Source organism: Chryseobacterium vietnamense (genome assembly GCF_031454475.1).
GTDB lineage: Bacteria > Bacteroidota > Bacteroidia > Flavobacteriales > Weeksellaceae > Chryseobacterium > Chryseobacterium vietnamense.
Genome location: NZ_JAVDQX010000002.1, coordinates 698,176 through 723,232 on the forward strand (window position 1 = coordinate 698,176; position 25,057 = coordinate 723,232).

Sequence of the window (25,057 nt, forward strand, 5' to 3'; positions counted from 1 at the left end):
TATTTAAAATGATAACTAACAAAACGATTTTTATTACCGGAGGAGCAGGATTTATTGCCAATACTCTGATTAAACATTACATAGAAAATAATAAAATTGTGGTGTATGATAACTTTCACAGGGATACATTAAGCTCAAGTGGGTTAGCAAATCACCAGAATTTGACGGTCATCAAAGGAGATGTTTTAGACTTAGCATTTTTAACAGAAAGCATGAAAGGTGCTGACGTTGTTGTTCACGCAGCAGGTATTGCAGGTATTGATACTGTAATCAAAGATCCGGTAAGAACAATGAGCGTAAACATGATCGGAACTGCGAATGCGTTGGAAGCAGCAAAAATAAACGGAATAAAAGACAGATTTGTAGACTTCAGTACTTCTGAAATTTTTGGTAGCCACGCTTTCAAAAGTAGAGAAGAAGACACTGCGGTTGCAGGAAGCGTAGGAGAAGCAAGATGGGTATATGCAGTAAGTAAGCTTGCCGGAGAACATTTGGCTCATGCATATTACAAGCAGCATAAACTTCCTGTGGTTACTGTAAGACCTTTCAACGTATATGGTCCTGGACAAACCGGGGAAGGTGCTTTACAGATTTTCATCAAAAAAGCGCTTAAAAATGAAGATATCTATATCTATGGAGACGGTACAGCAATCAGAGCTTGGTGCTTTGTTGATGATTTTGTAGACTGTCTGATCAGATGTATTGAAGATCCCAAAGCTATCGGAGAAAGCTTCAACTTGGGTAACCAGAGAACGGTTATTACAACATTAGGACTGGCTGAATCTGTGTGCAGAGTGTTGAAGAGCAACAGTAAAATCATCTTCAAAGATGCTCTTAGCGCAGACATTGAAATGAGAATCCCAAGTGTAGCAAAATCAAAAGAAATTTTAGGCTTTGAAGCAAAAGTAGATCTTGAAGAAGGTATCTTAAGAACAGCTGAATACTTTAAAACTATTGAAAACTAAAGAAGAAATATTAATATTTCCCTATAGCGGGACTGGCATTGAGGCACTAGACTGTCTGTCTGAAGAACAGTGCTGTATAGGTTTTATTTCTGATAATCCTTCGATGATCGGAATGGAACAGTATGGCATTAAAATCTATAGCAGAGAGGCGTTTCAGGAATTTCCTGAAGCCAAAGTATTGGCTGTCAATGGCAGTCCTGATTCTTATAAAAAAAGAAAACAGATAATTGATGGACTTGAAATAGAGATTGACAGATTTACAACTCTTATACATCCCAAAGCTGTTATCGGACGGAATGTAAAGGTAGGAAAGAACGTCCTTATTATGGCAGGAGTAGTAGCTACTGCCAATGCAGAAATAGGAAATCATATTTGTATTCTCCCTAATACTGTTGTTCACCATGATGCTAAAATAGGGGATTATACCTTGGTTGCTGCAAATAATACTATTTGTGGGGATGTCATCATTGGAGAGAACTGTTATTTGGGAGCCTCTTCAAATTTCAGAAATGGAGTAAAAATAGGCAAAGGAAGTCTTATTGGTATAGGAAGCAATGTGGTTGGTAATATTGGAGATAATAAAACTGTAATAGGTAATCCTGCAAAAGAATATTCTGAGAATCAGACTAAATAGAAGATTTATGAAACATAAAATTAAAGCTTTCAAAAATATGCTATTGATGTCTGCTCCGGAATATATTGCCGGATTTTCAGTTTTTGTTATCCTTATTTCTTTTTCCAAGAAAGCATCCCTTGCAGAAATTGGAGAACTTACATTTGCTAATACTGTGGGGCAGTTGGTCTCCAGTGTTTTAGCCGTTGCGTTATTAACAACTATGCGGCGTGATTTTGTACTGAAAACAAAACTTAGGGATAAATATGCCATATCTTTATATATTATTAGAATCCTGATTTCATTATCTATATTTATTATTTCGTTTGTACTATTGGAGCTGGATATTTTCAATGAAATTGTATTGTTAATGATCGTTTCCAGAGGAATTGATTCTTTGTCTGAAACCTATTATTATACATTGCTTTCTAAGGAGGAAATTTTAAAATTTTCAATATTAAAAAGCATGCACTATATAAGCCTTATATCTTTTGTAGTTCTTGGAATTTATAAAGGATTTGATCTGCATCAGATCAGCTATATATTTTTATTTAACAGTATAATCTGGTGTCTGGTCAACTTTATTCTTCTTTTTTTTGAAAAAGGAATTGCTAAAAAAATCATATTCCTTGATACTTATCAGACTGATCTTTTTAAAAGAACATTGCCACTGTTAATGAGCAGCACAATATATTTATTATCTGCAAGACTGAATTTATTTATAGTAAAAAAGATATGCAGTCCGGAAGATTTTGGTCTGTTCAGTATAATTATTACCATTCTGGGGATATTTTCTATTTTTACAAGTGCAATCAGTAGCTTTCTGATTAATAAGCAGGTAGAATGGTATAAAGTGTCACTTCACAGGTTAAAAATAAATTCAATAAAACTTGCAGTTCCGTTATTTGCTTCAGGACTTGTTATTTTATTGATTTCTTATTTTGTCTCAGACTACATCAATTATCTCTTCAAGAATTTTGATATGAACCACTTGTGGTTATTGAAACTATCTTTAATTTCAATTTTGGTTTATTTCATCCAGATCCCTTACAACTATCTATTTACAGTAATGGATAAAAATAAGGTGGCCTTATACTTTTCAGTCTTTATGATTGTAGTTGCCGCATTATTATATTATCCGTTTACGTTTTATTTTGGTCTTACAGGTTCTGTAATTGCTTTTTTAGGATATAATATACTTTGGTGTGGTAGCTTGTTTGGTATTTCTATGTATATTATTAATAAACAAATTTTAAAAGGAAATGAATAACATATTGATTGTTTCTAATACACTCTGTTTTGGAGGGGCAGAAAGTTTTTCTGCACAGTTATTCGAAAATTTGGATCAGCAATATGATAATCTTCATTATGCTGTTTTTTCCGGCAATATGGATTTACTGGAACGTTTCCCGGCTATTGATAGAAAAAGAATACATCAGTTTGACGGTTCTGATAAGACCAATACTTTTAAAATGCTTTCAAAGATCTTTAAAGTAAAAAAATACCTTAAAGAAAATAGTATTAATACAGTATACTGTAGCCAGCCTGATTCTGCACTAGTTTTTTGGTTGTTGAAAATTTTTTATAAAAGAATTAAAATTATATATATTACCATGCATGTGTATGAAAATGCGGATGCCAAAGAAAAACTTATATGGAAAACTAACCTGCCTAATAAAAATACAGATATTTTTGTCGGACTGAGTGAATACTTATCTTTACAGCTAAAGCAAAAAAATAAGGTAGATCCTTCCAAAGTAATCATCAACAGGCTTCCTGTAGATATCAATAAATTTAACGTTGCTGATAAAAAAAACAGAGAACTGTTTAATTTACCTCTGAATAAGAAAATTGTAGGAATATGTTGTAGACTCTATCCTATAAAAAGAGTTGATCTTTTTGTGGAAGCCTTCAGACATATCGAGGACGAAGATACAATAGGTGTTATCTATGGAGAAGGTCCAGAAAAAGAAAAACTGCTAGGTATGATAAAAGATTATAAATTATCAGATAAAGTCTTTTTGAGACCATTTATAGATAATGTTAATGAGGTTATTCCTATGTTTGATCTTTACTTACAGACTGTGGACGGCCCCAATTTAGGATTGGTAACACTTGAGGCTTTCAGTTCAGGAGTTCCGGTTATTATGCTTGCTGATAATGAGGAAGAAAGATTTATGATCCTGGATACCTATTGCAATGAAAATGTAGGTGGAATATCTACTACAGATCCTAAAAATATAGCTTTAAAAGTGTTGGAAATATTAAATAATTCTGAAAAGGATGGAATGTCTGCAAGATGTAGAAAACTGGCAGAAGAAAAATATTCATGGCCCGCATTTCTTTCTATCAATGAGAAAATTCTAAAACAGCTTAGATGACTTTTTTTATAATATTATATATAATATTTCTTACTCTGGTATTTTTCTTTTTTAAGAAGAATTACAAAATTTTTGGGTATGAAAAGTATGATTTTCTTTTACCCATAAATATTATATTGTTTTTTTCAGTACTGGCTACTCCCTATATGTTTTATATAGTGAAGCATCCTGATGTTATCTACACTCCTGTTGATACTGATAATTTAGATAACTTGCTGTTCAAGTATATTCTTTTGCATGTAGGCTGTATTGTTTTTTTTATTATTGGTACTGTATCTTTTCTGAAAAAAATGTTAAGTTCTTTGATCGGAAAGCTGGATATAATTACAGTGGGGCAAAGTAAGAATTTGTTATTTTTATTAAGTATTATATTTTACTTACTTGCTGTTTATAACTTTAAATCCTTACAGCTTGATAATCTTTTTCAAATTTTTATCAATAGAAATGAAAATATAAGTAAACTGGGATATATCTATTTCACCCAGCAGATTATAGGGTATTATGTATTATATCTCTATCTTTTAAGAGACCGGTTAAACTTGGTACAAAAGATCAACCTGGGAGCATTTTTTATTACCTTCCTGCTATCTTCCCTGCTTACCGGAGGACGTACTCAGATATTATACATGCTTATATTCTGTTTTATTGTTATACAAATAAAAAGACCAGCATCCATTAAACAATTCTTTAAGCCTAAATATATCTTATTGATAGCACTTTTCTTTGGAGTAATGTATATCATCCCAAAATTCAGAGGAACGGCCGCATGGAATAATGAAGGATTGGTATCTGTGATGACAACTAAAGACGAAAACTCTTATCAGTCTTCTCAGTTGCTTTCTGATATGAGTGGACTGGATAGGTATTTATTTATCATAGATATGTTTGACAGACATGGCTTTTGGTATGGAGAAGGATATGTAGATGTCGCAAAAATTTTACTGCATCCCATTATAAGAAGCGATATAAGTAAACTTCCAAAAGGAGATGATGGTCTTTATCTGGCAGTAATGTCGAACGAAAAACGGTTTATTGACAAACCTTACCGTGTAGATGATGATTATATGACATCCTTTCCTGTAGGTAATTATGCGGCCTATATGAACTTTGGAGCAATAGGTTTATTGATGGCCTACTTTCTTCTTGGAGGAATTGCCAATACACTCTACCAGGGATGCAAGAAAGGAAGATTTAAATATATTTATTTTTACACGCTCTTTATTTCGGGATCTGTTGCCTTTTCGAATATTGGTCTCCTTAATATTATTATTAACTCTATTACTCTGGTGATTGTATTTGTTATTATCAGAATCTTTAGCCCGGGTAATATAAAACTGCAAAGATGAAATTTGTTTTAATGGGAGTAAAATCCTCCCCTAAAAATATAAGCGGTCAGTCTATATGTTTTGATATGCTTTTGGACGAACTGAAGAAGCAAATGATTTCGTTCAAATATATCACGGTAAGTGTAGATACAGACAGTAATTTTCAGAAGGTACTGGAATACCTTACAGCCTGCATCAAACTGATTTACTTTTATATGACTACGATGGGTAAATCAAAGATGATTTACATTGCTGTTGCACAGTCCAGACTGGGTTTTTACAGGGATTTCATGTTCGTCTGGATTTCTACATTATTCGGAAAGAAAATCGTAGCCCATTTGCATGGAGGAAATTTTAAAACGTTCTATCTTGAACAATCTCCTTTCCTTCAGAAAATAATCAAGAAAACATATGATCAATGTGACTGTATTATTGTTTTGTCCAGAGTATATATCGACCTTTTTGATTTTGTAGACAATTATAAAGGAAAAGTAAAAGTAGTTCCCAATGGAATTCCTGAATTTGAAAATGATGAGCCGATAGAAAAAAAATACAATCAGAACAAACCCGTGATTCTGTATCTTTCTAATCTTATTGAGAGTAAAGGCTATCTGGATGTTTTACATTCGTCCCTGATCCTTAAAGAAAAATATAATATTTCTCCAGAGGTTTATTTCTGTGGAAACTTTTTAAGTAACTCGGATGATGTGACTTTTGACAGCGTTGAAAAAGCAAAAGATTACTTTCTTACTTTTGTGAAAGAAAATAACATGGAAGACAATGTTGTATATAAAGGGTTGGTTCAGGGAGAAGTCAAAGATCAGCTTTTAAAGAACGCAGACTTTTTGATTCTACCCACCAATTACAATGCAGAAGGCCAGCCTATATCCCTGATAGAAGGATTAAAGAATGGCTGTGTGTTGATTACAACCCAATATAGAGACATTCAGTATATGAATCTGGATAATGAAACAGGTTTTTTCGTAAATTATAACGATCCCGAAGCTATTGCAGAAACGATCAGTAACGTGAATGAACAAGACTTTAAAAGAATGAGCCTGAATGCTCAGAAACATTTTAAGAACAACTATTCTTTTATCAGTCATTATAATAATATATTAAAAATTTTCCATGAATATTCAAAATAAAGTATTACTAATAACTGGAGGAACAGGGTCTTTCGGAACAGCTGTTCTTCGTAAATTTATCAATACTGATCATTTTAAAGAGATTCGTATTTTTTCCCGTGATGAGAAAAAACAGGACGATATGAGAAATCAATTTAAAAATGATAAACTGAAGTTTTATATCGGAGATGTAAGAGATTACAGAAGTATTGAACAGGCTATGAGAGGAGTGGATTATGTTTTTCATGCCGCAGCCTTGAAGCAGGTTCCTTCGTGTGAATTTTTTCCTATGCAAGCGTTAAAAACCAATGTAGAAGGAACACAGAATGTAATTGATGCAGCTGAAGCAAATAATGTTCAGAAAGTGATTTGTTTGAGTACAGATAAGGCAGCCTATCCTATCAATGCCATGGGGATTTCAAAAGCAATGATGGAAAAAGTTGTAGTAGCAGCCTCCAGAAATCTGAAAAATACAACAGTATGTCTTACGAGGTACGGAAACGTTATGGCATCCAGAGGTTCTGTGATTCCATTATTTGTAAAACAAATCAAAAATGGTGAACCTATTACTATTACAGATCCAAAGATGACAAGATTTTTAATGTCATTGGAAGAAGCTGTGGAACTTGTTTTATTTGCTTTCGAAAATGGAAATACAGGAGATCTTTTTGTAAATAAAGCACCGGCGGGAACGATCGGTGATCTGGCTCAGGCTCTGAAAGAATTGTTTAAATCAGATAGTCTGATCAAAGTAATAGGGACAAGACATGGGGAAAAGCTTTACGAAACTCTTTGTACACGTGAGGAAATGCTGAAAGCAGAAGATATGGGAGATTTCTATAGAATCCCTGCAGATAACAGAGATCTTAATTACGATAAGTATTTCTCAGAAGGCATGAAAGACATTTCAAAAATAGAAGATTATCATTCTCATAATACAAAGCAGCAGGATGTACAAGGAATGAAACAACTTCTTCTGAAACTTCCTTTGATCAGAAAAGAAGTATTGGGAGAAGATATAATGCAATATCCGGACTAAAAGAATGAATAGGCCAGAAATTATTGAAGGCGGAAAATATGCAGATGAAAGAGGAAATTTGTTTTTCAATAATAATTATGATGCTTCTGCAATAAAAAGAATATATTGCATTGAGAATAACAGCATCGACTATATAAGAGGATGGGCGGGACATAAAACAGAACAACGCTGGTTTGCAGCCATCCTGGGAGCTTTTATTATTAAATTGGTTAAAATTGATCATTGGGGAAATCCCTCAAAAGATCTTCAGATTCTTACTTTTGAGCTGAACGCCGAAAAATTGCATGTGCTTCATATGCCGGCAGGATATGCTTCCACAATTCAGGCAAAAGAAAAAGGATCGAAACTTTTAGTAATGGTAAACTATTCTTTAGGTGAAATTGATGATGACCATCGTTTCCCTCTGGATTATTTTGAAAATATATAATGATGAAAAAAATAGGAATAACCGGACAAAACGGTTTTGTAGGATCACATCTTTACAATACACTAGGGTTAAAGCCTGAGCAGTATAAGAGAATTGACTTTGACAGATCTTTTTTTGATCATCCGGATCAGCTGGATGCATTTGTAAAACAATGTGATGTCATTGTACATCTTGCGGCAATGAACCGCCATCCGGATCCTGAAGTGATTTTCAATAACAACATTGAACTCGTAAAGAAATTAACAGATTCTTTGGAACGAACAGGATCAAAGGCTCATGTTTTATTTTCATCATCTTCTCAGGAAGAAAAAGATAACCTGTATGGGAAATCAAAAAAAGAAGGAAGAGTGCTTTTGGCAGACTGGGCAAAAAAAGCTGACGGAAAATTTACAGGAATGATTATTCCTAATGTTTTCGGACCTTTTGGAAAGCCAAACTACAACTCTTTCGTTGCCACCTTCTGCTACAAGCTTACACATGGCGAAATTCCTGTTATTGATAATGACAGCGAAGTGAAACTAATCTACGTAGGGGAACTTGTACAGAAAATCATCGGCCAGATAGAAACGGCGGATACTAAAGAGCTTTACGAAGTGAAACATACTTCAGTAAATAAAGTTTCTGAAGTATTGGCAAAACTTGAAAACTATAAGAGATTATATTTTGATAATGGTGAGGTTCCACAACTTACCTCAGCTTTTGATCTGAACTTGTTCAATACTTTCCGTTGTTATTTCGATATTAAAAACCACTATCCTGTAAAATTTACACAACATACAGATCCGAGAGGAGCTTTTGTTGAGGTAATCAGACTTGGAATAGGTGGGCAGTGTTCATTCTCTACAACAGTTCCAGGGATTACAAGAGGAGACCATTTCCATACCAGAAAAATTGAAAGATTTGCAGTAATAAAAGGAGAAGCACTTATCCAATTGAGAAAAATTGATACTGATGAAATCTTCGATTTTTATTTAAAAGGTGATGAACCCGCTTATGTAGATATGCCTATCTGGTATACCCATAATATTAAAAATATAGGAAATGAAGATCTTTACACCATTTTTTGGATTAACGAAGCATTCAACCCGGAAGACCCTGATACATATTTCGTAAAAGTATAAATAAATGTATACACCGGTTGCTTTTTCAATTGTATTCTATCTGTTTACATCATTGCTGGTTACAGCAGTTGTGATAGATAGTTATTCAAAAAAACGGTTACTCAATACAGATGGAAATACAGGCTATTTCTATCTAATTCCTTTATTGTTAGTTATCCTTATTGGTTCCAGACCAGTCGGGATTACTGGTTTCACAGACTCCGAAATGTATAGAGAATTCTTTGATATAGCACGTGTAGAAGGAATTTCGCCAATGCCGAATAAGGACTTGTTTTTCGGGTATTTTATTTTACTTACTTCGTATATTACCAATGAGAGAGGTTTTTTTGTCATATGTGGTTTAGTATCCGTAGCACTGTTGGTGTTGGTATCAAAACATATTTCTAAAAAGCACTGGATATTATTTTTTATCTGTCATACAGCTTCTCTTTATTACTGGAATTATAATGTATATGGTATCAGGCAAGGGATGGCATCCGCAATGTTTTTATATGCTGTTTTTATTAAAAACAAATGGTGGAAGTCTTTACTCATGATATTAGCATTTGGATCTCATTTTTCTTTGGGACTTCCGGTATTGGTATATATCTTCTCAGGATTGGTAAATAAAGTCGATAGAAAATTCTATTGGATGTGGGGACTGGCAATTCCTGTTTCCTATTTTTTTGGAATTGAAATAGAACATACCGTAGCCAACTTAATTCCAGATGAAAGAGCCCAATATTTTACAGAGAATATAGATGAGCAGGTATTTCGTTGGGATATGATTGTTTATAGTTCGGTTATCATGGCAATCTCTTATTATTTTATATTCATTGAAAAGATAAAAGATATCACTTATCATAGGATAGTGAACGTCTTTATTTTTACAAATACTATATTTTTATTTTTGGTAAGAGTAAATCACGCTCATAGATTTGCCTATTTATCCTGGTTTTTAGCTTCATTAATCATTTTTTATCCTTTTTTTATTAATAATGATGAAAAATTGAAAAACAAATACAGGTTGTTCTCGCAAACTTTACTCGCGTTTTTTACCTTTGTAGTTCTCCACTTTATAAGAATAACTTTTTTATAACCATATGATGAAATTAAAAGTAATGACAGTCGTGGGCACACGGCCGGAAATCATTAGATTATCAAGAGTGTTATCAGCTTTAGATACTTCCGAAGCTGTAGAACACATTGTAGTCCATACAGGACAAAATTATGACTATGAACTTAACCAGATCTTTTTCGACGATTTAGGCTTAAGGAAACCTGACCATTTTCTGGAAGCAGCAGGAAAAACAGCTGCAGAAACAATTGGAAATATTTTGGTTAAAATAGATCCGCTTCTCGAGGAAGTGAAGCCGGACGCATTTTTAGTACTCGGAGATACAAACTCATGCTTATGTGCTATTCCTGCCAAAAAAAGACAGATTCCGATTTTCCACATGGAAGCCGGAAACAGATGCTTTGATCAAAGAGTTCCCGAAGAAACCAACCGGAAAATTGTAGACCACATTTCAGATATCAATTTGACATACTCTGATATTGCCAGAGAATACCTTTTGAGAGAAGGGCTTCCCGCTGACAGAATCATTAAAACAGGATCCCCGATGTATGAGGTTCTGAATCACTATCTTCCCAGCATTAAAAATTCCGATGTTCTTACAAGATTAAATCTTGAAGAAGGAAAGTATTTTGTTGTATCATCACATAGAGAAGAAAATATTAATTCAGATAAAAATTTCAAAGGACTCATCAACAGCCTTAATGCAATCGCAGAAGAATATCAGTATCCAATCATTTTTTCTACCCATCCTAGAACAAGAAATATGATCGATAAAATGCAGGTGCAGGTAAGATCTGAAATTCAGTTTCTGAAACCACTTGGCTTCCATGATTACAATGCTCTTCAAATGAGAAGTTATGCAGTACTGTCGGATTCCGGTACCATTTCAGAAGAATCTTCAATCCTTAATTTCAGAGCGCTTAACATTAGAGAAGCACATGAAAGACCTGAAGCTATGGAAGAAGCTTCTGTAATGATGGTGGGATTATCTCCTGAGAGAATTTTACAGGGATTGGTACAGCTTAGGCAGCAGCAAACAGGAGAAAATAGAAACTACAGGCTTGTGGCAGATTATTCTATGCCCAATGTGTCAGAAAAAACGGTTAGAATTATTTTAAGCTATACCGATTACATTAACAGAGTAGTCTGGAGTAAATTATGAATATAATGTTTCTTACCTTAGTGAAGATAAACACCCTAAAAGAACGTGGTATTTATCAAGATTTAATGCGGGAATTTTCCCAGCATGGGCATCACCTGTATATAGTTTCCCCTGTTGAAAGATGCGAAAATCAAGAAACAAAAGTGAAGAAAGAAGGGAATACTGTTTTTCTGAATGTAAAAACACTTAATATCCAGAAAACGAACTTTATTGAAAAGGGAATTTCTACCTTAACAATAGATAAACTCTTTCTGAGAGCAATCAAAAAATACTTACCGGAAGTAAAATTTGATCTGGTTATTTATGCCACACCTCCTATTACTTTTACAAACCTTATTAAATATATCAAAAAAAGAGATCAGGCTAAGACATATCTGCTTCTGAAGGATATCTTCCCGCAAAATGCTGTGGATATGCAGCTGATGTCTAAGAAAGGATTACTCTACAATTACTTTAGAAATAAAGAAAAAGAATTATATTTGATCTCAGATAAAATTGGGTGTATGTCTGATGCCAATCTAAAATTTGTGATGGAGCATAATTCTTTTATTCCTAAAGAAAAACTGGAGGTAAATCCAAATGCTATTGAGCTCTTGCCTTTAAACAGAGAAATCATTTGCCAATATAAAGACATTCACGCCAGGTATGGCATCCCGGAAAATAGAAAAATCTTTATCTACGGTGGTAATTTGGGAAAACCCCAGGGAATTGATTTTGTGATAGAAACCCTAAAAGCTAAAGCTGAAGATGACAGATTATTTTTTGTGATAGTGGGTTCAGGAACAGAATTTGGCAGAATGAGGAAATGGTTTGATACTTTCCACCCAAAAAATGCATTGCTTTTATCTGCCATTCCCAAAACTGATTATGACCTGCTGGTACAGTCATGCGACGTTGGGCTGATCTTTCTGCATAAAGATTTTACCATCCCAAATTATCCATCCCGTTTACTCTCATATCTTGAGTTTAAATTGCCGGTTCTTACCGCTACCGACTCTTGTACAGATATCGGAACAGATGTAGTTAAGAATAATTGTGGCATAGCAGTGCATTCAGCGAATCTTCAGGAGATGATAAAAGCAATAGATAAATTTGTAGAAATGGATACAAACGACTTTGAAGAAATGAGGGAGAACAGCAGGAAATTCCTGGAAAGAGAATTTCTGGTACAACAATCTTATGATAAAATTATTAACGCTTAAAAATAAAGAGAAAAGAAAAAGATGTATCGTGTTTTTGTAAAAAGAGTTTTTGATTTTATATTAGCCTTAACCGGTTTGCTTATAATAAGCCCTGTCTTTATTGTTTTTTTTATTGCTTTGGCCATTGCAAATGAAGGGAAACCTTTTTTCCTGCAGAGAAGACCAGGGAAAAATGGTAAAATTTTTACCATTATAAAATTCAAAACAATGAATGACAAAAAAGACTCTGAAGGGAATCTGTTGTCAGATGCAGAGAGACTTACGGCAGTAGGATCATTTGTCCGTAAAACATCAATTGATGAAATTCCCCAGCTGATTAATGTTCTGATAGGTGATATGGCATTAATAGGTCCAAGACCCTTATTGGTACAATATCTGCCTTTATATGATGAACATCAGGCAAGGAGACACGAAGTAAGACCGGGAATTACCGGCTGGGCACAGATTAACGGAAGAAATGCTATTTCTTGGGAAGAAAAGTTTAATTTAGATGTCTGGTATGTGGACCACGTATCCCTGATGCTGGATCTGAAAATAATATTCCTTACCATAAAGAAAGTTTTTATAAGAGAAGGTATTTCAGCAGATGGACATGTTACCATAGAACCTTTTAAAGGAAAGAAAAAATAATGTATTTATTTGGAGCAAGCGGACACGGTAAAGTAATAGCAGATATTGCAGCTGCTTCCGGAATTGAAATAAAGGCTTTTATTGATCATGACATCAGTAAAACAGAATGTTATGGATTTCCGGTTCTTAAAGCAATTCCGGACAATACAGATCACCTTGTTATTTCAATTGGAAATAATCTGACCCGTAAGAAAATCGCAGAACAGATTAATAAAGAGATTGGCACATTAATACACCCAAAATCAGTTATTTCCGGTTCAGTGAAAATAGAAGAGGGAACAGTAATTATGGGAGGCGTGGTAATTAATTCAGATACTGCCATTGGAAAACATTGTATCATCAATACCAATGCATCTGTAGATCATGATTGCGTGATTGAAGACTTTGCTCATATTTCACCCAATTCGGCACTTGCCGGAGGAGTAGAAGTCGGTGAAGGCTCTCAGATTGGAATAGGAGCTTCTGTAATTCAGGGAATCAAAATAGGAAAATGGTGTGTCATAGGTGCCGGTGCGGTCATCATTAACGATATACCTGATTATTCAGTTGTAGTAGGAAATCCGGGTAGAATTATCAAAAAAAATATTATATAAAAGTTACGAATCAAAAATATGAATACTAAAATCTGGCTGTCCTCGCCACATATGGGAGGGAATGAACAAAAATACATCAACGAGGCATTTGAAGAAAACTGGGTAGCTCCGTTGGGGCCTAATGTTAACGGATTTGAAAGTGATCTGGAGCAGTTTTTAGGTGGAAACGCAAAAGTAGCTGCTCTTTCTGCAGGTACTGCAGCATTACACCTTGCTCTTATCGAGTGTGGAGTAGTACATGGTGATGAGGTAATCTGCCAATCTATGACTTTCTCGGCTTCAGCCAATCCAATCGCATATTGTGGAGCAATTCCTGTTTTTGTTGATAGCGAACCAGTTACATGGAATATGTGCCCGAAAGCACTAAGAGAAGCCATCGAAGACAGAATCCAGAAAGGAATAAAACCTAAAGCAATCATTGTAGTTCACCTGTATGGTATGCCGGCAAAAATGGACGAAATTACAGCCATTGCTCAGGAATTCCAGATTCCTGTGATAGAAGATGCTGCAGAAGCTCTTGGCTCAACGTATAAAGGACAGGCATGCGGAACATTCGGACGTTTTGGAATCTTAAGTTTTAACGGAAATAAAATTATTACCACTTCAGGAGGCGGCGCTTTGGTTTGTCATACTCAGGAAGATAAAGATAAAGCGGTTTTCCTTTCCACACAAGCGAGAGACAATGCACCACACTATCAGCATTCACACATCGGGTTCAACTACAGAATGAGCAATATCGTGGCAGGAATAGGAAGAGGACAGATGGAAGTGCTTAAAGACAGAGTGGCTGCGCGTAGAGCAATGCACAGTTTCTATGTTGACCTTTTCAGCAATATTGAAGGAGTAACCGTATTTTCAGAGTCAGGAGATGATTTCTATTCCAACCACTGGTTATCTGCAGTGATCGTTGATCCGGAAATTACAGGTAAAGACAGAGAAGGTTTAAGACATGCATTTTTAGAAGACAATATTGAATCAAGACCACTTTGGAAACCAATGCATTTACAGCCGGTTTTTGAAACTTCTCCTTATTATGGCGGGAATGTTTCTGAAAAACTTTTTGATAACGGATTATGCCTTCCTTCAGGCTCTAACCTGTCTGATGATGACAGAGAAAGAATAACAAAGGTAGTTCATACTTACTTTGGAATTTAATATCATTTAATGAATCAGTATAAATATTGGAAACAGGTTTTTGATTTTGCCTTAGCGGCAATATTAATCCTTTTTCTTATGCCTGTACTGATTATTTTATATGTAATTGCAAGCTTTGATACATCATCCAATGGAATTTTTTTTCAGACCCGGATAGGGCAGTATGGAAAACCATTTACCATTTTTAAAATTAAAACAATTCATGAACAGAAGAGAACCTGTTCCAAAATAGGGCAGACGCTCAGAAAATTTAAGCTGGATGAATTTCCGCAATTGTTTAATATTTTAAAAGGAGATATGAGCTTTGTAGGTCCCAGACCTGATATTGAAGGCTATTACGATAAACTTACCGGAGCAGATAGAAAAGTTCTGGAACTTAAACCGGGACTTACCTGTGAAGCAAGTATTAAATACAGAGATGAAGAATATCTTCTGAATAATCAGGAAGATCCTTTAGCGTATAATGATAAAGTATTATTTCCAAACAAGGTAAAAATGAATCTGGACTATTTTGAAAATATGTCATTCAGAAACGATACAAAGATCTTGTTTAAAACATTAATAACCACATTGAAATAGAGTTTTTAACTATTATGAAAATTAAAGAAACCCCGCTTAAAGACTGCTACATCATAGAGCCTACCATATTTGAAGACGAAAGAGGCTACTTCTTTGAAAAGTTCAACGAAAAAAAATTCGAGGAACTTACCGGAATGAACGGGCACTTTGTGCAGGATAATATTTCTAAATCTTCCTATGGAGTATTGAGAGGATTGCATCTTCAGAAAGGAGAACATGCCCAGGCAAAATTGGTTTCCTGCCTTGAAGGAAGCGTTTGGGACGTGGCGGTAGACCTTAGAGAAGATTCTCCTACATTCGGAAAATGGTTAGGAATAGAACTTACGGCCGAAAATAAAGTACAGCTTTATGTTCCCAGAGGTTTCGGACACGGCTTTTCTGTATTGAGTACCCATGCAGTATTTTCGTATAAATGTGATAATTTTTATAACAAAGAATCTGAAGGCAGTGTGAAATTCAATGATCCGGATCTCAATATCGACTGGAAGGTAGATGAAAAAGATGCCATACTTTCAGAAAAAGACCAGAATGCCCCTGGATTTAAAGAAAAAAACTTTTAAAGTATATCCCTGAAAACCACTTTTATAAAGTGGTTTTCATTTTTTAATCTTAACTCTCCAATATTTTGTATCTTTGCAGACTCAAAATCAAAACGATGCGTACAAAATCTGTAGGGAAGAAGAAAATCAATGTAGTCACTCTTGGATGTTCCAAGAATGTATATGATTCTGAAGTATTAATGAGCCAGCTGAAGGCCAATGGCAAAGAAGTGGTTCACGAAGACCGTGGGGATATTGTGGTAATCAATACCTGCGGATTTATTGATAATGCTAAAGAAGAATCTATCAATACCATTCTTGATTATGTTGATGCTAAAAACAGAGGCGAGGTTGAGAAAGTATTCGTTACAGGTTGTCTATCTGAAAGATATAAACCGGATTTGATAAAAGAAATCCCGGATGTAGATCAATATTTCGGAACCAGAGACCTTCCGGTACTTTTAAAGCATCTTGGTGCAGATTATAAGCATGAACTGGTAGGAGAAAGATTAACGACAACTCCAAAACATTACGCATACCTTAAAATTTCTGAAGGCTGTGACAGACCATGTTCTTTCTGTGCTATCCCGTTGATGAGAGGAGGGCATATTTCAACTCCAATTGAAAAACTGGTTTTAGAAGCTCAGAAACTGGCCAAAAAAGGAACAAAAGAATTAATTCTTATTGCGCAGGATCTTACTTACTATGGATTGGACCTGTATAAAAAAAGAGCATTAGGTGACCTTTTAAAAGAATTGGTAAAAGTAGAAGGAGTAGAATGGATTCGTCTTCACTATGCTTTCCCAAGCGGCTTCCCTGAAGATGTTCTTGATATTATCCGCGAAGAACCTAAAGTATGTAATTATATAGATATCCCTCTTCAGCACATCAATTCAGATCTGTTAAAATCTATGAAGAGAGGAACTACTCACGAGAAAACAGATGCCCTTTTAGGAAAATTCAGAGAAAAAGTTCCTGACATGGCCATCAGAACAACACTGATTGTTGGATATCCGGGTGAAACAGAAGAAAGATTCCAGGAGCTGAAAGACTGGGTAAGAGAGCAGAAGTTTGACAGATTAGGCTGCTTTACTTATTCTCACGAAGAAAATACCACAGCTTATGTTTTGGAAGATGATATTCCACAGGAAGTAAAAGAGGCAAGAGTAGAAGAAATCATGGAATTGCAGTCTCAAATTTCATGGGAAAAAAATCAGGAGAAATTAGGTAAAGTATTCAGATGTATTTTTGACCGTAAAGAAGGGAATTATTTCATTGGAAGAACAGAGTATGATTCGCCAGATGTAGATAATACGGTTTTGGTCTCAGCAGAAGATACCTATATTTCCATTGGCGAATTTGCAGACGTTAAAATTACCTCTGCTGAAGAATTTGACTTATATGGAGAATTGGTGTAGCTAAATGCTTATTAATCAAGTAAAAATATCATTTTTAAAATTAAATTATTAACGAAAATTAACATAGAATTTTCTCGGTAGTTTATTTTTATTTTATTGATAATCAATTTGTTAATATTTTGTATAATTAAGAATTTTTAATTTTCTATTATAATGTATTTAAAATCGAAAATTATGTCTTAAATTTGCCCAAGAAGCAATATTTTTAAATCGTATGATTTCAGTAAGTTAATCATTGAAATAAAGTAAAAAATCAATTGAAATAGTTATTTGAATATTTTATTTTTAGTTCAGTGTTCACAAGTTGAGATATATTAAGCTTTTTGGAAATATTGATGAAAAAATGTAATTAAAAATCTTTAAAAACTTATGAAAAAATTTTTATTAACAGCAATTATGCTTGTTGGCCTTTCGGCCGTTTCTAAGGCTCAACAGGGGCGAGTGGGGATTAACACAACCACACCTGCCGCAACATTAGACGTAGTAGCCAATACTACAGACAATGCTAGACCTGATGCCTTACTAGTCCCTCGTATGACAGCAGCAGAATTATCTTCTAAGGATGATACTAGTGGAACATATGGTGCACCTCAGAACGGAGCCATTGTCTACATTACTTCCGGAACAGGAACAGGTGCAAGAAAAGTTAAAATTACCGGCCCTGGTTTCTATTATTTCGATAATACAGTTCCTGAATGGAAGCCTTTCGTTGGAACTTCTGTTGCAACTGGATATACTAACGTTTCACAATCAACAGCTATTAACAAGAATGAATCAATGTTGGTAACTACGAATGTAACTATTGCAGCTCCTGCAGTAGCAACTTCAGTTGCAGGTGATAAGTTCAGAATAGTTGATGCTACAGGTGGTGCTGGATTTAGTGTTACTGGTGTTCACTCTAGTACAACTACTTCTCCAGCCGTATCAGGTTCGGCATTAGAGTATACTTTCATCAGTGGTGCATGGTATTGCACAAGTTTATAATTTAAAATAATAGTGAAATGAACACAAATAAAAAAATTTCTGCTCTTGTATTATTAGCTGTAGGTATCTTTTCTAATGCACAGATCAAAACAAATAATACAATTAATGCAACCATAGGTGGAGAATCAGTTTACTTAGATGCTTCAAGTTTCCCTTCATCAAACAATTTAGGAAAAGGTTTATCTGTTCCAAGAACAAACTTAACGACTTTTACATTTGTTACACCGGTAACTAATGCATTAAAGTTTCCTACAGCATATGATGGTATGATCGTATATAACTCTGTTGCTGGTACTACTCCTGCTACAGGATCAGGTATCGGAGGTCAAACTGTAGGTGTAGGTTTTTACTATTTTAGCAATCCTACTCCAACACCAGCATTTTCTTCTGCTTCAGGACAATGGTTACCATTAGGTGGAGCGGGTAAAGAAAATATTCTTACTACTGAAACTGTTACAAACAGACAGGTAAACAACGCACAGATTTATGGTATAAAAGGAACTTTTGCTGCCAATGGAACAACTACCGCGGTAACAATTCCGGCTCCTGGTGGAATTACAGCTTTGTACGGAATTACTATTTATAAAGCAGGTACTAACACAGTATATTCTAGAGAATTGTATTCATATGATACATCTACCGGAGCTGCTGTTACAGGATCTCCTAGTATGTCTGTAGTATATCCGAGTGGAACGTATGATTATGTATTAGAATATTTAAAATAAAGAAATTTATTTAATTACATAACAAAAACCAATGAGAAATCATTGGTTTTTTACTTTTAACAGAAGAGAGGTTCTTTTATTTTTTTGATGGTTATAAATAATATGGAGGTAATTTTTAAAATTTCTACCTATTACTTTTTAAGTAAAATCAAGCTTTGAAATTTTAACACTGTATATAGATGTTAAAATTTAATACGGAAAGTTGATAGGAGAGGGCCTGACATCTTCTGGCGGTCAGTTTCTTCAGATCCGGGATTTAAGAATTTTAATTTAAAAATTATTTTGTTTGATTAAAACCTTAACAATGTGTGATTTTTAAGTACTTGATTATCAGATTGTTTTTGTTTGCTAGTTTTTAAATTATGCATAAATTAGTTAATTAAATTAACTTTTTAAGCTTTTTTTTAACACTTTTTAACAGTGTGATCTAAAAGCCCTATCCATAGGACGTTACACGGTTGTTTAACTTTTTATTATGATTTTATTAACTGTTTTTAACAAATCGAATAGGGTTTTATAAAGATTCCTGATACATTTGCTCCGTCAAAACCAATAAAAGTTCAAAATGATGAAAAGATTCATTCTCGTAATCATAATGATGATTTCAACCCTGGGTGTTTACTCTTTTACAAGTAATGCCTTAGATGCGAAAAAAACAAGTTATGCATCGTACTACCACGATAGATTTAACGGTAGAAAAACCGCTAGCGGAGAAATCTTTGATAACTCAAAGTTTACTGCAGCAAACAGAACGCTTCCATTTGGAACAAACGTTAAGGTAACTAACCTTAAAAATGGTAAAGAGGTAATAGTGAGAATTAATGACAGAGGGCCTTACCATTCATCAAGATCTTTAGACATGTCTAAAGCTGCGTTCGATGAGATCGGGGATATCAGTCATGGTACCATTCCGGTCGAATATGAAATTGTCGATTAATTTTATGATTTAAATTAAAAAAAAGCCAGCTGATTCAGCTGGCTTTTTGTATGGATGCTTATAGTGTCAATTATACATCAAGTTCTACTAAAGCAGGACAATGGTCAGAATGTACAGCTTCCTTTAGAATGACAGCCCTTGTAAGCTTATCTTTTAAACTATAGGAAGTGAAGTTATAATCTAACCTCCAGCCTTTATTTCTTTCCCTTGAATTTTGGCGGTAGCTCCACCACGTATAATTATCCGGTTCATTATTAAAGAATCTGAAACTGTCAATCAGTTCACACTCATTGATGAAATTCGTCATCCACTCTCTTTCCATAGGAAGAAATCCTGAAACATTCTTCAGGCCAACCGGATTGTGAATATCGATAGCCTCGTGGCAGATATTAAAGTCTCCGGATATAATAAGATTGGGGATTTCTTTTTTTAAATTCCTGATATACTCAAGGAAGTCATGGCAGAACTGCATTTTAAAATCCAGTCTCTCAATATTTGAGGCAGAAGGAACATATACAGAGATTGCAGAAAATCCGTCAAAATCTGCACGGATGATTCTTCCTTCATTATCATAGCTTTCGATGCCACAACCATACTCTACATGATTAGGTTTTATTTTTGAAGCAATTCCGACCCCACTGTAGCCTTTTCTAACCGCGGAATGCCAATAACTGTGATATCCTAATTTTTCAAGGCTTTCGATATCTATCTGATCATTTCCGGCCTTGCTCTCCTGGATACAGATGATATCCGGATCGGCAGTCTTCAGCCAGCCCAGAAAATCTTTAGTGAAAGCCGCTCTGATACCGTTGACATTGTATGTGATTAATCTCATTAGTCTTCTATAAAAATTTTAAAGTTTTCATTGTATTTGGATGGAATAAATTCAGTGATGGTATAATCTGCTATTCCGTGAAAATAAAAAGGATCTTCAGTGATGAGCTGTTCAACCTCTTTTTTAGATGCTGCTTTCGCAATGATAATTCCGCCCGTTCGGGGTTCTTTTCTTCCCGAAGCAATAAATCTCCCGGATTCATAATATTTGTTGAGGAAAATATTGTGCCGGGGAATAAGTCTTTCTACATCTTCAACAGAACTCTTGTAAGTAAGCGAAATAATAAACATGATTTATTTTTTACGAAGATATGAACTATAAAAAAGAAGCGGAAATAAAAAAGCCGGTTTTGAATCTCAAAGCCGGCTTTTTTATTTTAATAAGTGATTTTATTTTTTAAAAACTGTTTTACCATCTTTTGTCAGTTCTATTTCCTCGCCTTTTCCTCTCAGTTCATAATGATCATTTTTATACCATATTCCTGATGCAGGCTTTTGTCCCTGTAGTTCAATTGTTTCATTATTGAAAACCACTGTAGCGGTATTTTTGGTATTGTTGAAAGTCATATCCAACGTTTTTCCGCTGCTGTCTTTCAAAGTACTTTTTACAATTTCATCCTGAGTTCCTGAAACAGCTGCTGAATCAGAAGGGATCGAAGCAACACTGTCTACAGGAGTGGCTGTGGAATCTGCTGCTTTCTTTTCTTTATTACATGAAGTTAAAAATATTGTTGCAAATGCTGCTGCAATAAAAATGTGTTTTTTCATAAGATTATATTTATTTAAGGTTGCTTTCTGGTATGCAAAATGAGTGCCTTAAAAAAGAGGCGGAAAAAATCGAATGATTTTTTCCGCCTTTAACCCAAAATTAAATAAACTATGAAAAAAACTACTTGGGTTCTAATACGCTGATAGGAATAATACACTCTTCAAGTGAAATTCCACCATGCTGGTAAGTTTCTTTATAGTAATTTACAAAATGATTGTAATTTTTAGGATAAGCCAGGAATATATTGTTTTTAGCGAAAATATATTTCGAACTTAGATTTCCTTTGGGAAGGAAAAGTTTTTCCGGGTTGGTAATAGCCCATACGTCACTATCATCATACGTTAAGCTTTTACCTGTTTTATATCTGATATTTGTAGACGTTTCTCTGTCTCCCACCACTTTACTTGGCTTTTTCACATATACCGTTCCATGATCTGTTGTGATTACCAGCTTATATCCGTTTTCTGCAGCGGTCTTGATGATCTTCAGTAAAGAAGAGTTTTCAAACCAGTTGAACGTAAGGGAACGGAAAGTCTTATCATCACGGATCAGCTGGTCTACAATATGATTATCTGTTTTTGCATGTGAAAGGATATCAATGAAGTTGTATACAATGACTAAAAGATCATTATTTTTATGTTGATTGAAATCATCGTAGATCTTTCTTTCAAAATCCGCGTTCAGTACTTTAAGATACTTCATGGATTTTGATCCAAGACCAATTCTTTTCATCTGGTCTTCAAGAAAATCACGTTCAAACTCATTTTTATTTCCTTCTTCATTATCATTGAACCATTTATCCGGGAAACGTTTCTCAATCTCGGATGGCATTAATCCTGCAAAGAAAGAGTTTCTCGCGTATTGTGTTGCCGTAGGAAGAATACTGTAATAATAATCTTCTGATATTTTATTGTAATATTTCGTAAACAGAGGTTCGATTACTTTCCACTGGTCATAACGAAGGTTATCCACCATCAGTAAAAGTACCTTCTCTTTTTCTACTTCAGGTTTCACTTTTTCCTTGAAAAGTGTATGGCTCATCATCGGTTTGTCTGAATCTGTCAACCAGTTTTCATAATTTTTCTCAATAAACTTGGCAAACTGAATATTAGCTTCCTCTTTCTGAGACTGCAGAAGATCTGCAAACTCATTGTCTGCTACCTTATCAAATTTGATTTCCCAGCTAAGGATCTTTTTATAATATTCTGCCCATTCCTGGTAGGTTCTCAGGTACGAAAGTTCCATAGAGAGATTCCTGAATTCCTGCTGATACTGCAAAATTGTTTTTTGCTCAACAAGATTATCTTCCTGAAGGTTTTTCTTTAGGGAAAGTAATATCTGGTTAGGGTTTACAGGCTTTAATATATAATCGGCAATCTGGGAACCGATTGCTTCTTCCATAATGTGTTCCTCTTCACTTTTGGTAACCATTACGATTTTTAAGGCATTATCTTTTTCCTTAATCATAGGAATTGCTTCCAATCCGGAAATGCCGGGCATATTTTCATCAATTAGCGTTAACGCAAATTTCTCTGAATCCATAAGTTCCAAAGCCTCATTCACGTTATTAACAGGAGTTACCTGGTAACCCTTTTTTTCTAAAAATACGATATGAGGTTTAAGTAAATCTATTTCATCATCGATCCATAATATCTTTTCTGACATAATTTATTTTTTACATGGTTATTGTATCAAAATGTTGACCAATTCCTTTTAAAATCTCACAAAATCGAAAGATTAAAAGTTAAATATTAGTTAAATGAAAATACGGTAAAATAATTCACATTTTCTTTTCATTTAATCAGTGGTTTTTATATACTCCAAAGCCTTTTCCAGCACTTCGTCTTTTCCGTTTTTTATTCCTTCTACACTTGGTTTTATAAGGATGTCAGGAATAATTCCGATTCTTTGGGTTTCTCTGCCATCAGGATAATAGGCACCGAGACCTGTAAAACGGGTGTCAAGGTCAGCAATTTTAAACATAATGACATCTCCGTTGGCTCCCGAAGTATGGCTCCCGATAATTTTAGCTTTCGGATGCTGCTTGAACATCATTGTTGTGGTTTCTGCCTGGCTTTGCGTATTCTCATCTACTAAAACGATGACATTTCCTTTATAGTATTCAGGGTTTTTTCTGCCGGTGACATTTTTTCTGATGTAGAACTTTCCGGGATAGCTGGTGTCAGGAAAAGTAAACTGATAATAGATTGCCGGGTTCGGAAGAAGAAGATAGCTCAAGGGTACAATCGTTTGTTTCGGATAATTCCTGAGATCAAAGATAATGGATTTCGTAGATTGTAAACTGCTGTACATTTCATCAAGATCTTCCTTTTCTATAATTCCCATATTCACATACCCGATTTTCTTCTCATAATCCATAAATTTCCACTTTTTTGGAACAGGATTCTTTTCATGAATAATATCTTTAATTAAATATGTTCTGGTTTTTATTTCGAGATTTTGTCCTTCTCTTTCAATCTTTAAAGCAACAGAATCATTGTTGCTGAAGAGAAGTTTGTCTTTTATTTTACTGACCTTACCCCATGAATTGGAAGCAGGCACATATTTTCCCAAATTATTAATCACTTGCGGAATGGTTTTTCCGTCAATATCATAGATGACATCTCCCTTTTGCAGCGGACTTTGATGTCTTGATCGTGTATTATTGATTTTTGTAATTACTAATTTTCCTTCAGCATAGGAGTATTCTACGGGAACCTTTCGTTGGCCATACAGATGAAGCTGAATTTCTTTCGACGAAATATAGGCGTGTGAATCATCTGTTTTAGTGACCAGCTCTGCTAACGTAAGGTGAAAATTTTCATCATCATCAATCAGTAGAAATTTTGGAATCATTTCTGTAAGAACATCATTCCAGTTCTGATCGGTTTCATATTTATAGGGAAAGAAATATTCTACATAATTCCAGTAACGGAATAGCTCCAGTAGGCTAATCGCTGTGGAAGTAAATCCGGATCCATAAGATTTTTCATTTCTGAAATATATTTTTCTTCCCCCTTTTCCAACATAATGATTATCTCCAAGATTCCGGTTGCTTTCAATATAACGAAGCTTTTGAGATACATCATCAGAGAAAATCTGCGAATTGTCAATCCAGCGCAGATCAAAATTTTTGAGAAAATAAACTTTCTGATCTTTCACTGAACATTCTCTGCATAACGGAACTTCCCCCAGACTTTCGATCCATTCAGAATACAAATGATTGAGAGATTGTTTATCACTAATATTTTCAAGTTCATTGATTTTTTGAAAAAGCTGCCTATCCCAGTTCAGATTCCCTTTTGCCACATGAGGATGATAATATTTTAAAAATCCCCAAACCCTGCACAAAGATTCCAACTTCTGCGTCCTGGTGATCATTTGTGCGGAAAAATTTAAACTTAAAAGTAATAAAAGGAAAAGAGAATACTTTCTCATTAAAGGTTGCCGTGTTTTCTCTCAAAGATAATCCTTT

At 34.6% G+C, this 25,057-nt stretch carries 26 protein-coding genes; 21 read left to right on the top strand and 5 right to left on the bottom strand.

Going from position 1 to position 25,057, the window contains the following annotated elements; genetic code table 11:
• Positions 1-8: 8 nt before the first annotated feature.
• The 21 genes from J2786_RS12440 to J2786_RS12540 all read left to right on the top strand — a co-directional run bounded on the left by J2786_RS12440 (position 9) and on the right by J2786_RS12540 (position 19,979).
• On the top strand, positions 9-965 hold the full coding sequence (locus J2786_RS12440) for an NAD-dependent epimerase/dehydratase family protein (protein ID WP_047420821.1): 957 nt from the start codon (positions 9-11) through the stop codon (positions 963-965).
• The gene (locus J2786_RS12445) at positions 955-1,599 is read left to right on the top strand and encodes an LbetaH domain-containing protein (protein WP_047434567.1); all 645 of its coding nucleotides are present in this window, start codon (positions 955-957) and stop codon (positions 1,597-1,599) included. Before J2786_RS12440 ends, J2786_RS12445 begins: the two co-directional genes overlap by 11 nt.
• A gap of 7 nt (positions 1,600-1,606) precedes the next feature.
• Positions 1,607-2,848: an MATE family efflux transporter gene (locus tag J2786_RS12450; RefSeq protein ID WP_047434563.1), complete on the top strand. Its 1,242-nt coding sequence runs from the start codon at positions 1,607-1,609 to the stop codon at positions 2,846-2,848.
• Entirely contained in the window at positions 2,841-3,959 is a 1,119-nt protein-coding gene (locus tag J2786_RS12455; protein WP_047434560.1) for a glycosyltransferase family 4 protein, read from the top strand. Before J2786_RS12450 ends, J2786_RS12455 begins: the two co-directional genes overlap by 8 nt.
• A 116-nt stretch (positions 3,960-4,075) precedes the next feature.
• Positions 4,076-5,305 (top strand): O-antigen polymerase, encoded by a 1,230-nt coding sequence (locus J2786_RS12460; RefSeq protein WP_185097563.1) that lies wholly within the window; start codon positions 4,076-4,078, stop codon positions 5,303-5,305.
• A complete protein-coding gene (locus tag J2786_RS12465) occupies positions 5,302-6,432 on the top strand; it encodes a glycosyltransferase family 4 protein (RefSeq protein WP_047434555.1) in 1,131 nt (376 codons plus the stop codon). The genes J2786_RS12460 and J2786_RS12465 overlap by 4 nt, the downstream gene beginning before the upstream one ends.
• Positions 6,416-7,450 (top strand): polysaccharide biosynthesis protein, encoded by a 1,035-nt coding sequence (locus tag J2786_RS12470; protein WP_047434552.1) that lies wholly within the window; start codon positions 6,416-6,418, stop codon positions 7,448-7,450. The genes J2786_RS12465 and J2786_RS12470 overlap by 17 nt, the downstream gene beginning before the upstream one ends.
• Positions 7,451-7,454: 4 nt before the next feature.
• Positions 7,455-7,877, top strand: a complete 423-nt coding sequence (locus J2786_RS12475; protein ID WP_047434551.1) for a WxcM-like domain-containing protein — start codon at positions 7,455-7,457, stop codon at positions 7,875-7,877.
• 2 nt (positions 7,878-7,879) lie between these two features.
• Positions 7,880-8,998 carry a polysaccharide biosynthesis C-terminal domain-containing protein gene (locus J2786_RS12480; protein ID WP_047434548.1) on the top strand — a complete coding sequence of 373 codons (1,119 nt, stop codon included), beginning with the start codon at positions 7,880-7,882 and terminating at the stop codon, positions 8,996-8,998.
• Positions 8,999-9,002: 4 nt separating this feature from the next.
• Entirely contained in the window at positions 9,003-10,076 is a 1,074-nt protein-coding gene (locus tag J2786_RS12485; protein ID WP_047434545.1) for an EpsG family protein, read from the top strand.
• Positions 10,077-10,080: 4 nt separating this feature from the next.
• Entirely contained in the window at positions 10,081-11,217 is a 1,137-nt protein-coding gene (gene wecB / locus J2786_RS12490) for a non-hydrolyzing UDP-N-acetylglucosamine 2-epimerase (RefSeq protein ID WP_047434542.1), read from the top strand.
• On the top strand, positions 11,214-12,419 hold the full coding sequence (locus J2786_RS12495) for a glycosyltransferase family 4 protein (RefSeq protein WP_047434539.1): 1,206 nt from the start codon (positions 11,214-11,216) through the stop codon (positions 12,417-12,419). The genes wecB and J2786_RS12495 overlap by 4 nt, the downstream gene beginning before the upstream one ends.
• A gap of 21 nt (positions 12,420-12,440) precedes the next feature.
• Positions 12,441-13,049, top strand: a complete 609-nt coding sequence (locus J2786_RS12500; protein WP_142017745.1) for a sugar transferase — start codon at positions 12,441-12,443, stop codon at positions 13,047-13,049.
• Positions 13,049-13,642, top strand: a complete 594-nt coding sequence (locus J2786_RS12505) for an acetyltransferase (protein WP_047434533.1) — start codon at positions 13,049-13,051, stop codon at positions 13,640-13,642. The genes J2786_RS12500 and J2786_RS12505 overlap by 1 nt, the downstream gene beginning before the upstream one ends.
• Before the next feature lie 18 nt (positions 13,643-13,660).
• Positions 13,661-14,797, top strand: a complete 1,137-nt coding sequence (locus tag J2786_RS12510) for an aminotransferase class I/II-fold pyridoxal phosphate-dependent enzyme (RefSeq protein WP_047434530.1) — start codon at positions 13,661-13,663, stop codon at positions 14,795-14,797.
• A gap of 9 nt (positions 14,798-14,806) precedes the next feature.
• Positions 14,807-15,376, top strand: a complete 570-nt coding sequence (locus tag J2786_RS12515) for a sugar transferase (protein ID WP_047434527.1) — start codon at positions 14,807-14,809, stop codon at positions 15,374-15,376.
• A gap of 14 nt (positions 15,377-15,390) precedes the next feature.
• Positions 15,391-15,936, top strand: coding sequence for a dTDP-4-dehydrorhamnose 3,5-epimerase (rfbC, locus tag J2786_RS12520; protein WP_047434524.1), 546 nt, complete (start codon positions 15,391-15,393; stop codon positions 15,934-15,936).
• A 95-nt stretch (positions 15,937-16,031) separates the two neighbouring features.
• Entirely contained in the window at positions 16,032-17,333 is a 1,302-nt protein-coding gene (gene rimO, locus J2786_RS12525; RefSeq protein ID WP_047434521.1) for a 30S ribosomal protein S12 methylthiotransferase RimO, read from the top strand.
• 396 nt (positions 17,334-17,729) lie between these two features.
• Positions 17,730-18,317, top strand: a complete 588-nt coding sequence (locus J2786_RS12530; protein WP_142017741.1) for a phage tail-like protein — start codon at positions 17,730-17,732, stop codon at positions 18,315-18,317.
• Positions 18,318-18,334: 17 nt separating this feature from the next.
• Complete coding sequence (locus J2786_RS12535) at positions 18,335-19,042, top strand: hypothetical protein (RefSeq protein WP_047434519.1); 708 nt, start codon at positions 18,335-18,337, stop codon at positions 19,040-19,042.
• A gap of 565 nt (positions 19,043-19,607) precedes the next feature.
• The gene (locus J2786_RS12540; protein WP_047434513.1) at positions 19,608-19,979 is read left to right on the top strand and encodes a septal ring lytic transglycosylase RlpA family protein; all 372 of its coding nucleotides are present in this window, start codon (positions 19,608-19,610) and stop codon (positions 19,977-19,979) included.
• A 70-nt stretch (positions 19,980-20,049) separates the two neighbouring features.
• On the opposite strand, the gene J2786_RS12545 is transcribed toward J2786_RS12540, so the two are convergent.
• The 5 genes from J2786_RS12545 to J2786_RS12565 all read right to left on the bottom strand — a co-directional run bounded on the left by J2786_RS12545 (position 20,050) and on the right by J2786_RS12565 (position 24,963).
• Entirely contained in the window at positions 20,050-20,814 is a 765-nt protein-coding gene (locus J2786_RS12545) for an exodeoxyribonuclease III (protein ID WP_047434509.1), read from the bottom strand.
• Positions 20,814-21,104, bottom strand: coding sequence for a YciI family protein (locus J2786_RS12550; protein ID WP_047434506.1), 291 nt, complete (start codon positions 21,102-21,104; stop codon positions 20,814-20,816). The genes J2786_RS12545 and J2786_RS12550 overlap by 1 nt, the downstream gene beginning before the upstream one ends.
• Before the next feature lie 99 nt (positions 21,105-21,203).
• Entirely contained in the window at positions 21,204-21,581 is a 378-nt protein-coding gene (locus tag J2786_RS12555; RefSeq protein WP_047435879.1) for an MliC family protein, read from the bottom strand.
• A 121-nt stretch (positions 21,582-21,702) separates the two neighbouring features.
• Positions 21,703-23,247 carry a T9SS response regulator signal transducer PorX gene (gene porX / locus J2786_RS12560; protein WP_047434504.1) on the bottom strand — a complete coding sequence of 515 codons (1,545 nt, stop codon included), beginning with the start codon at positions 23,245-23,247 and terminating at the stop codon, positions 21,703-21,705.
• Positions 23,248-23,379: 132 nt separating this feature from the next.
• Positions 23,380-24,963: a S41 family peptidase gene (locus J2786_RS12565; protein WP_185097562.1), complete on the bottom strand. Its 1,584-nt coding sequence runs from the start codon at positions 24,961-24,963 to the stop codon at positions 23,380-23,382.
• Positions 24,964-25,057: the final 94 nt, after the last annotated feature.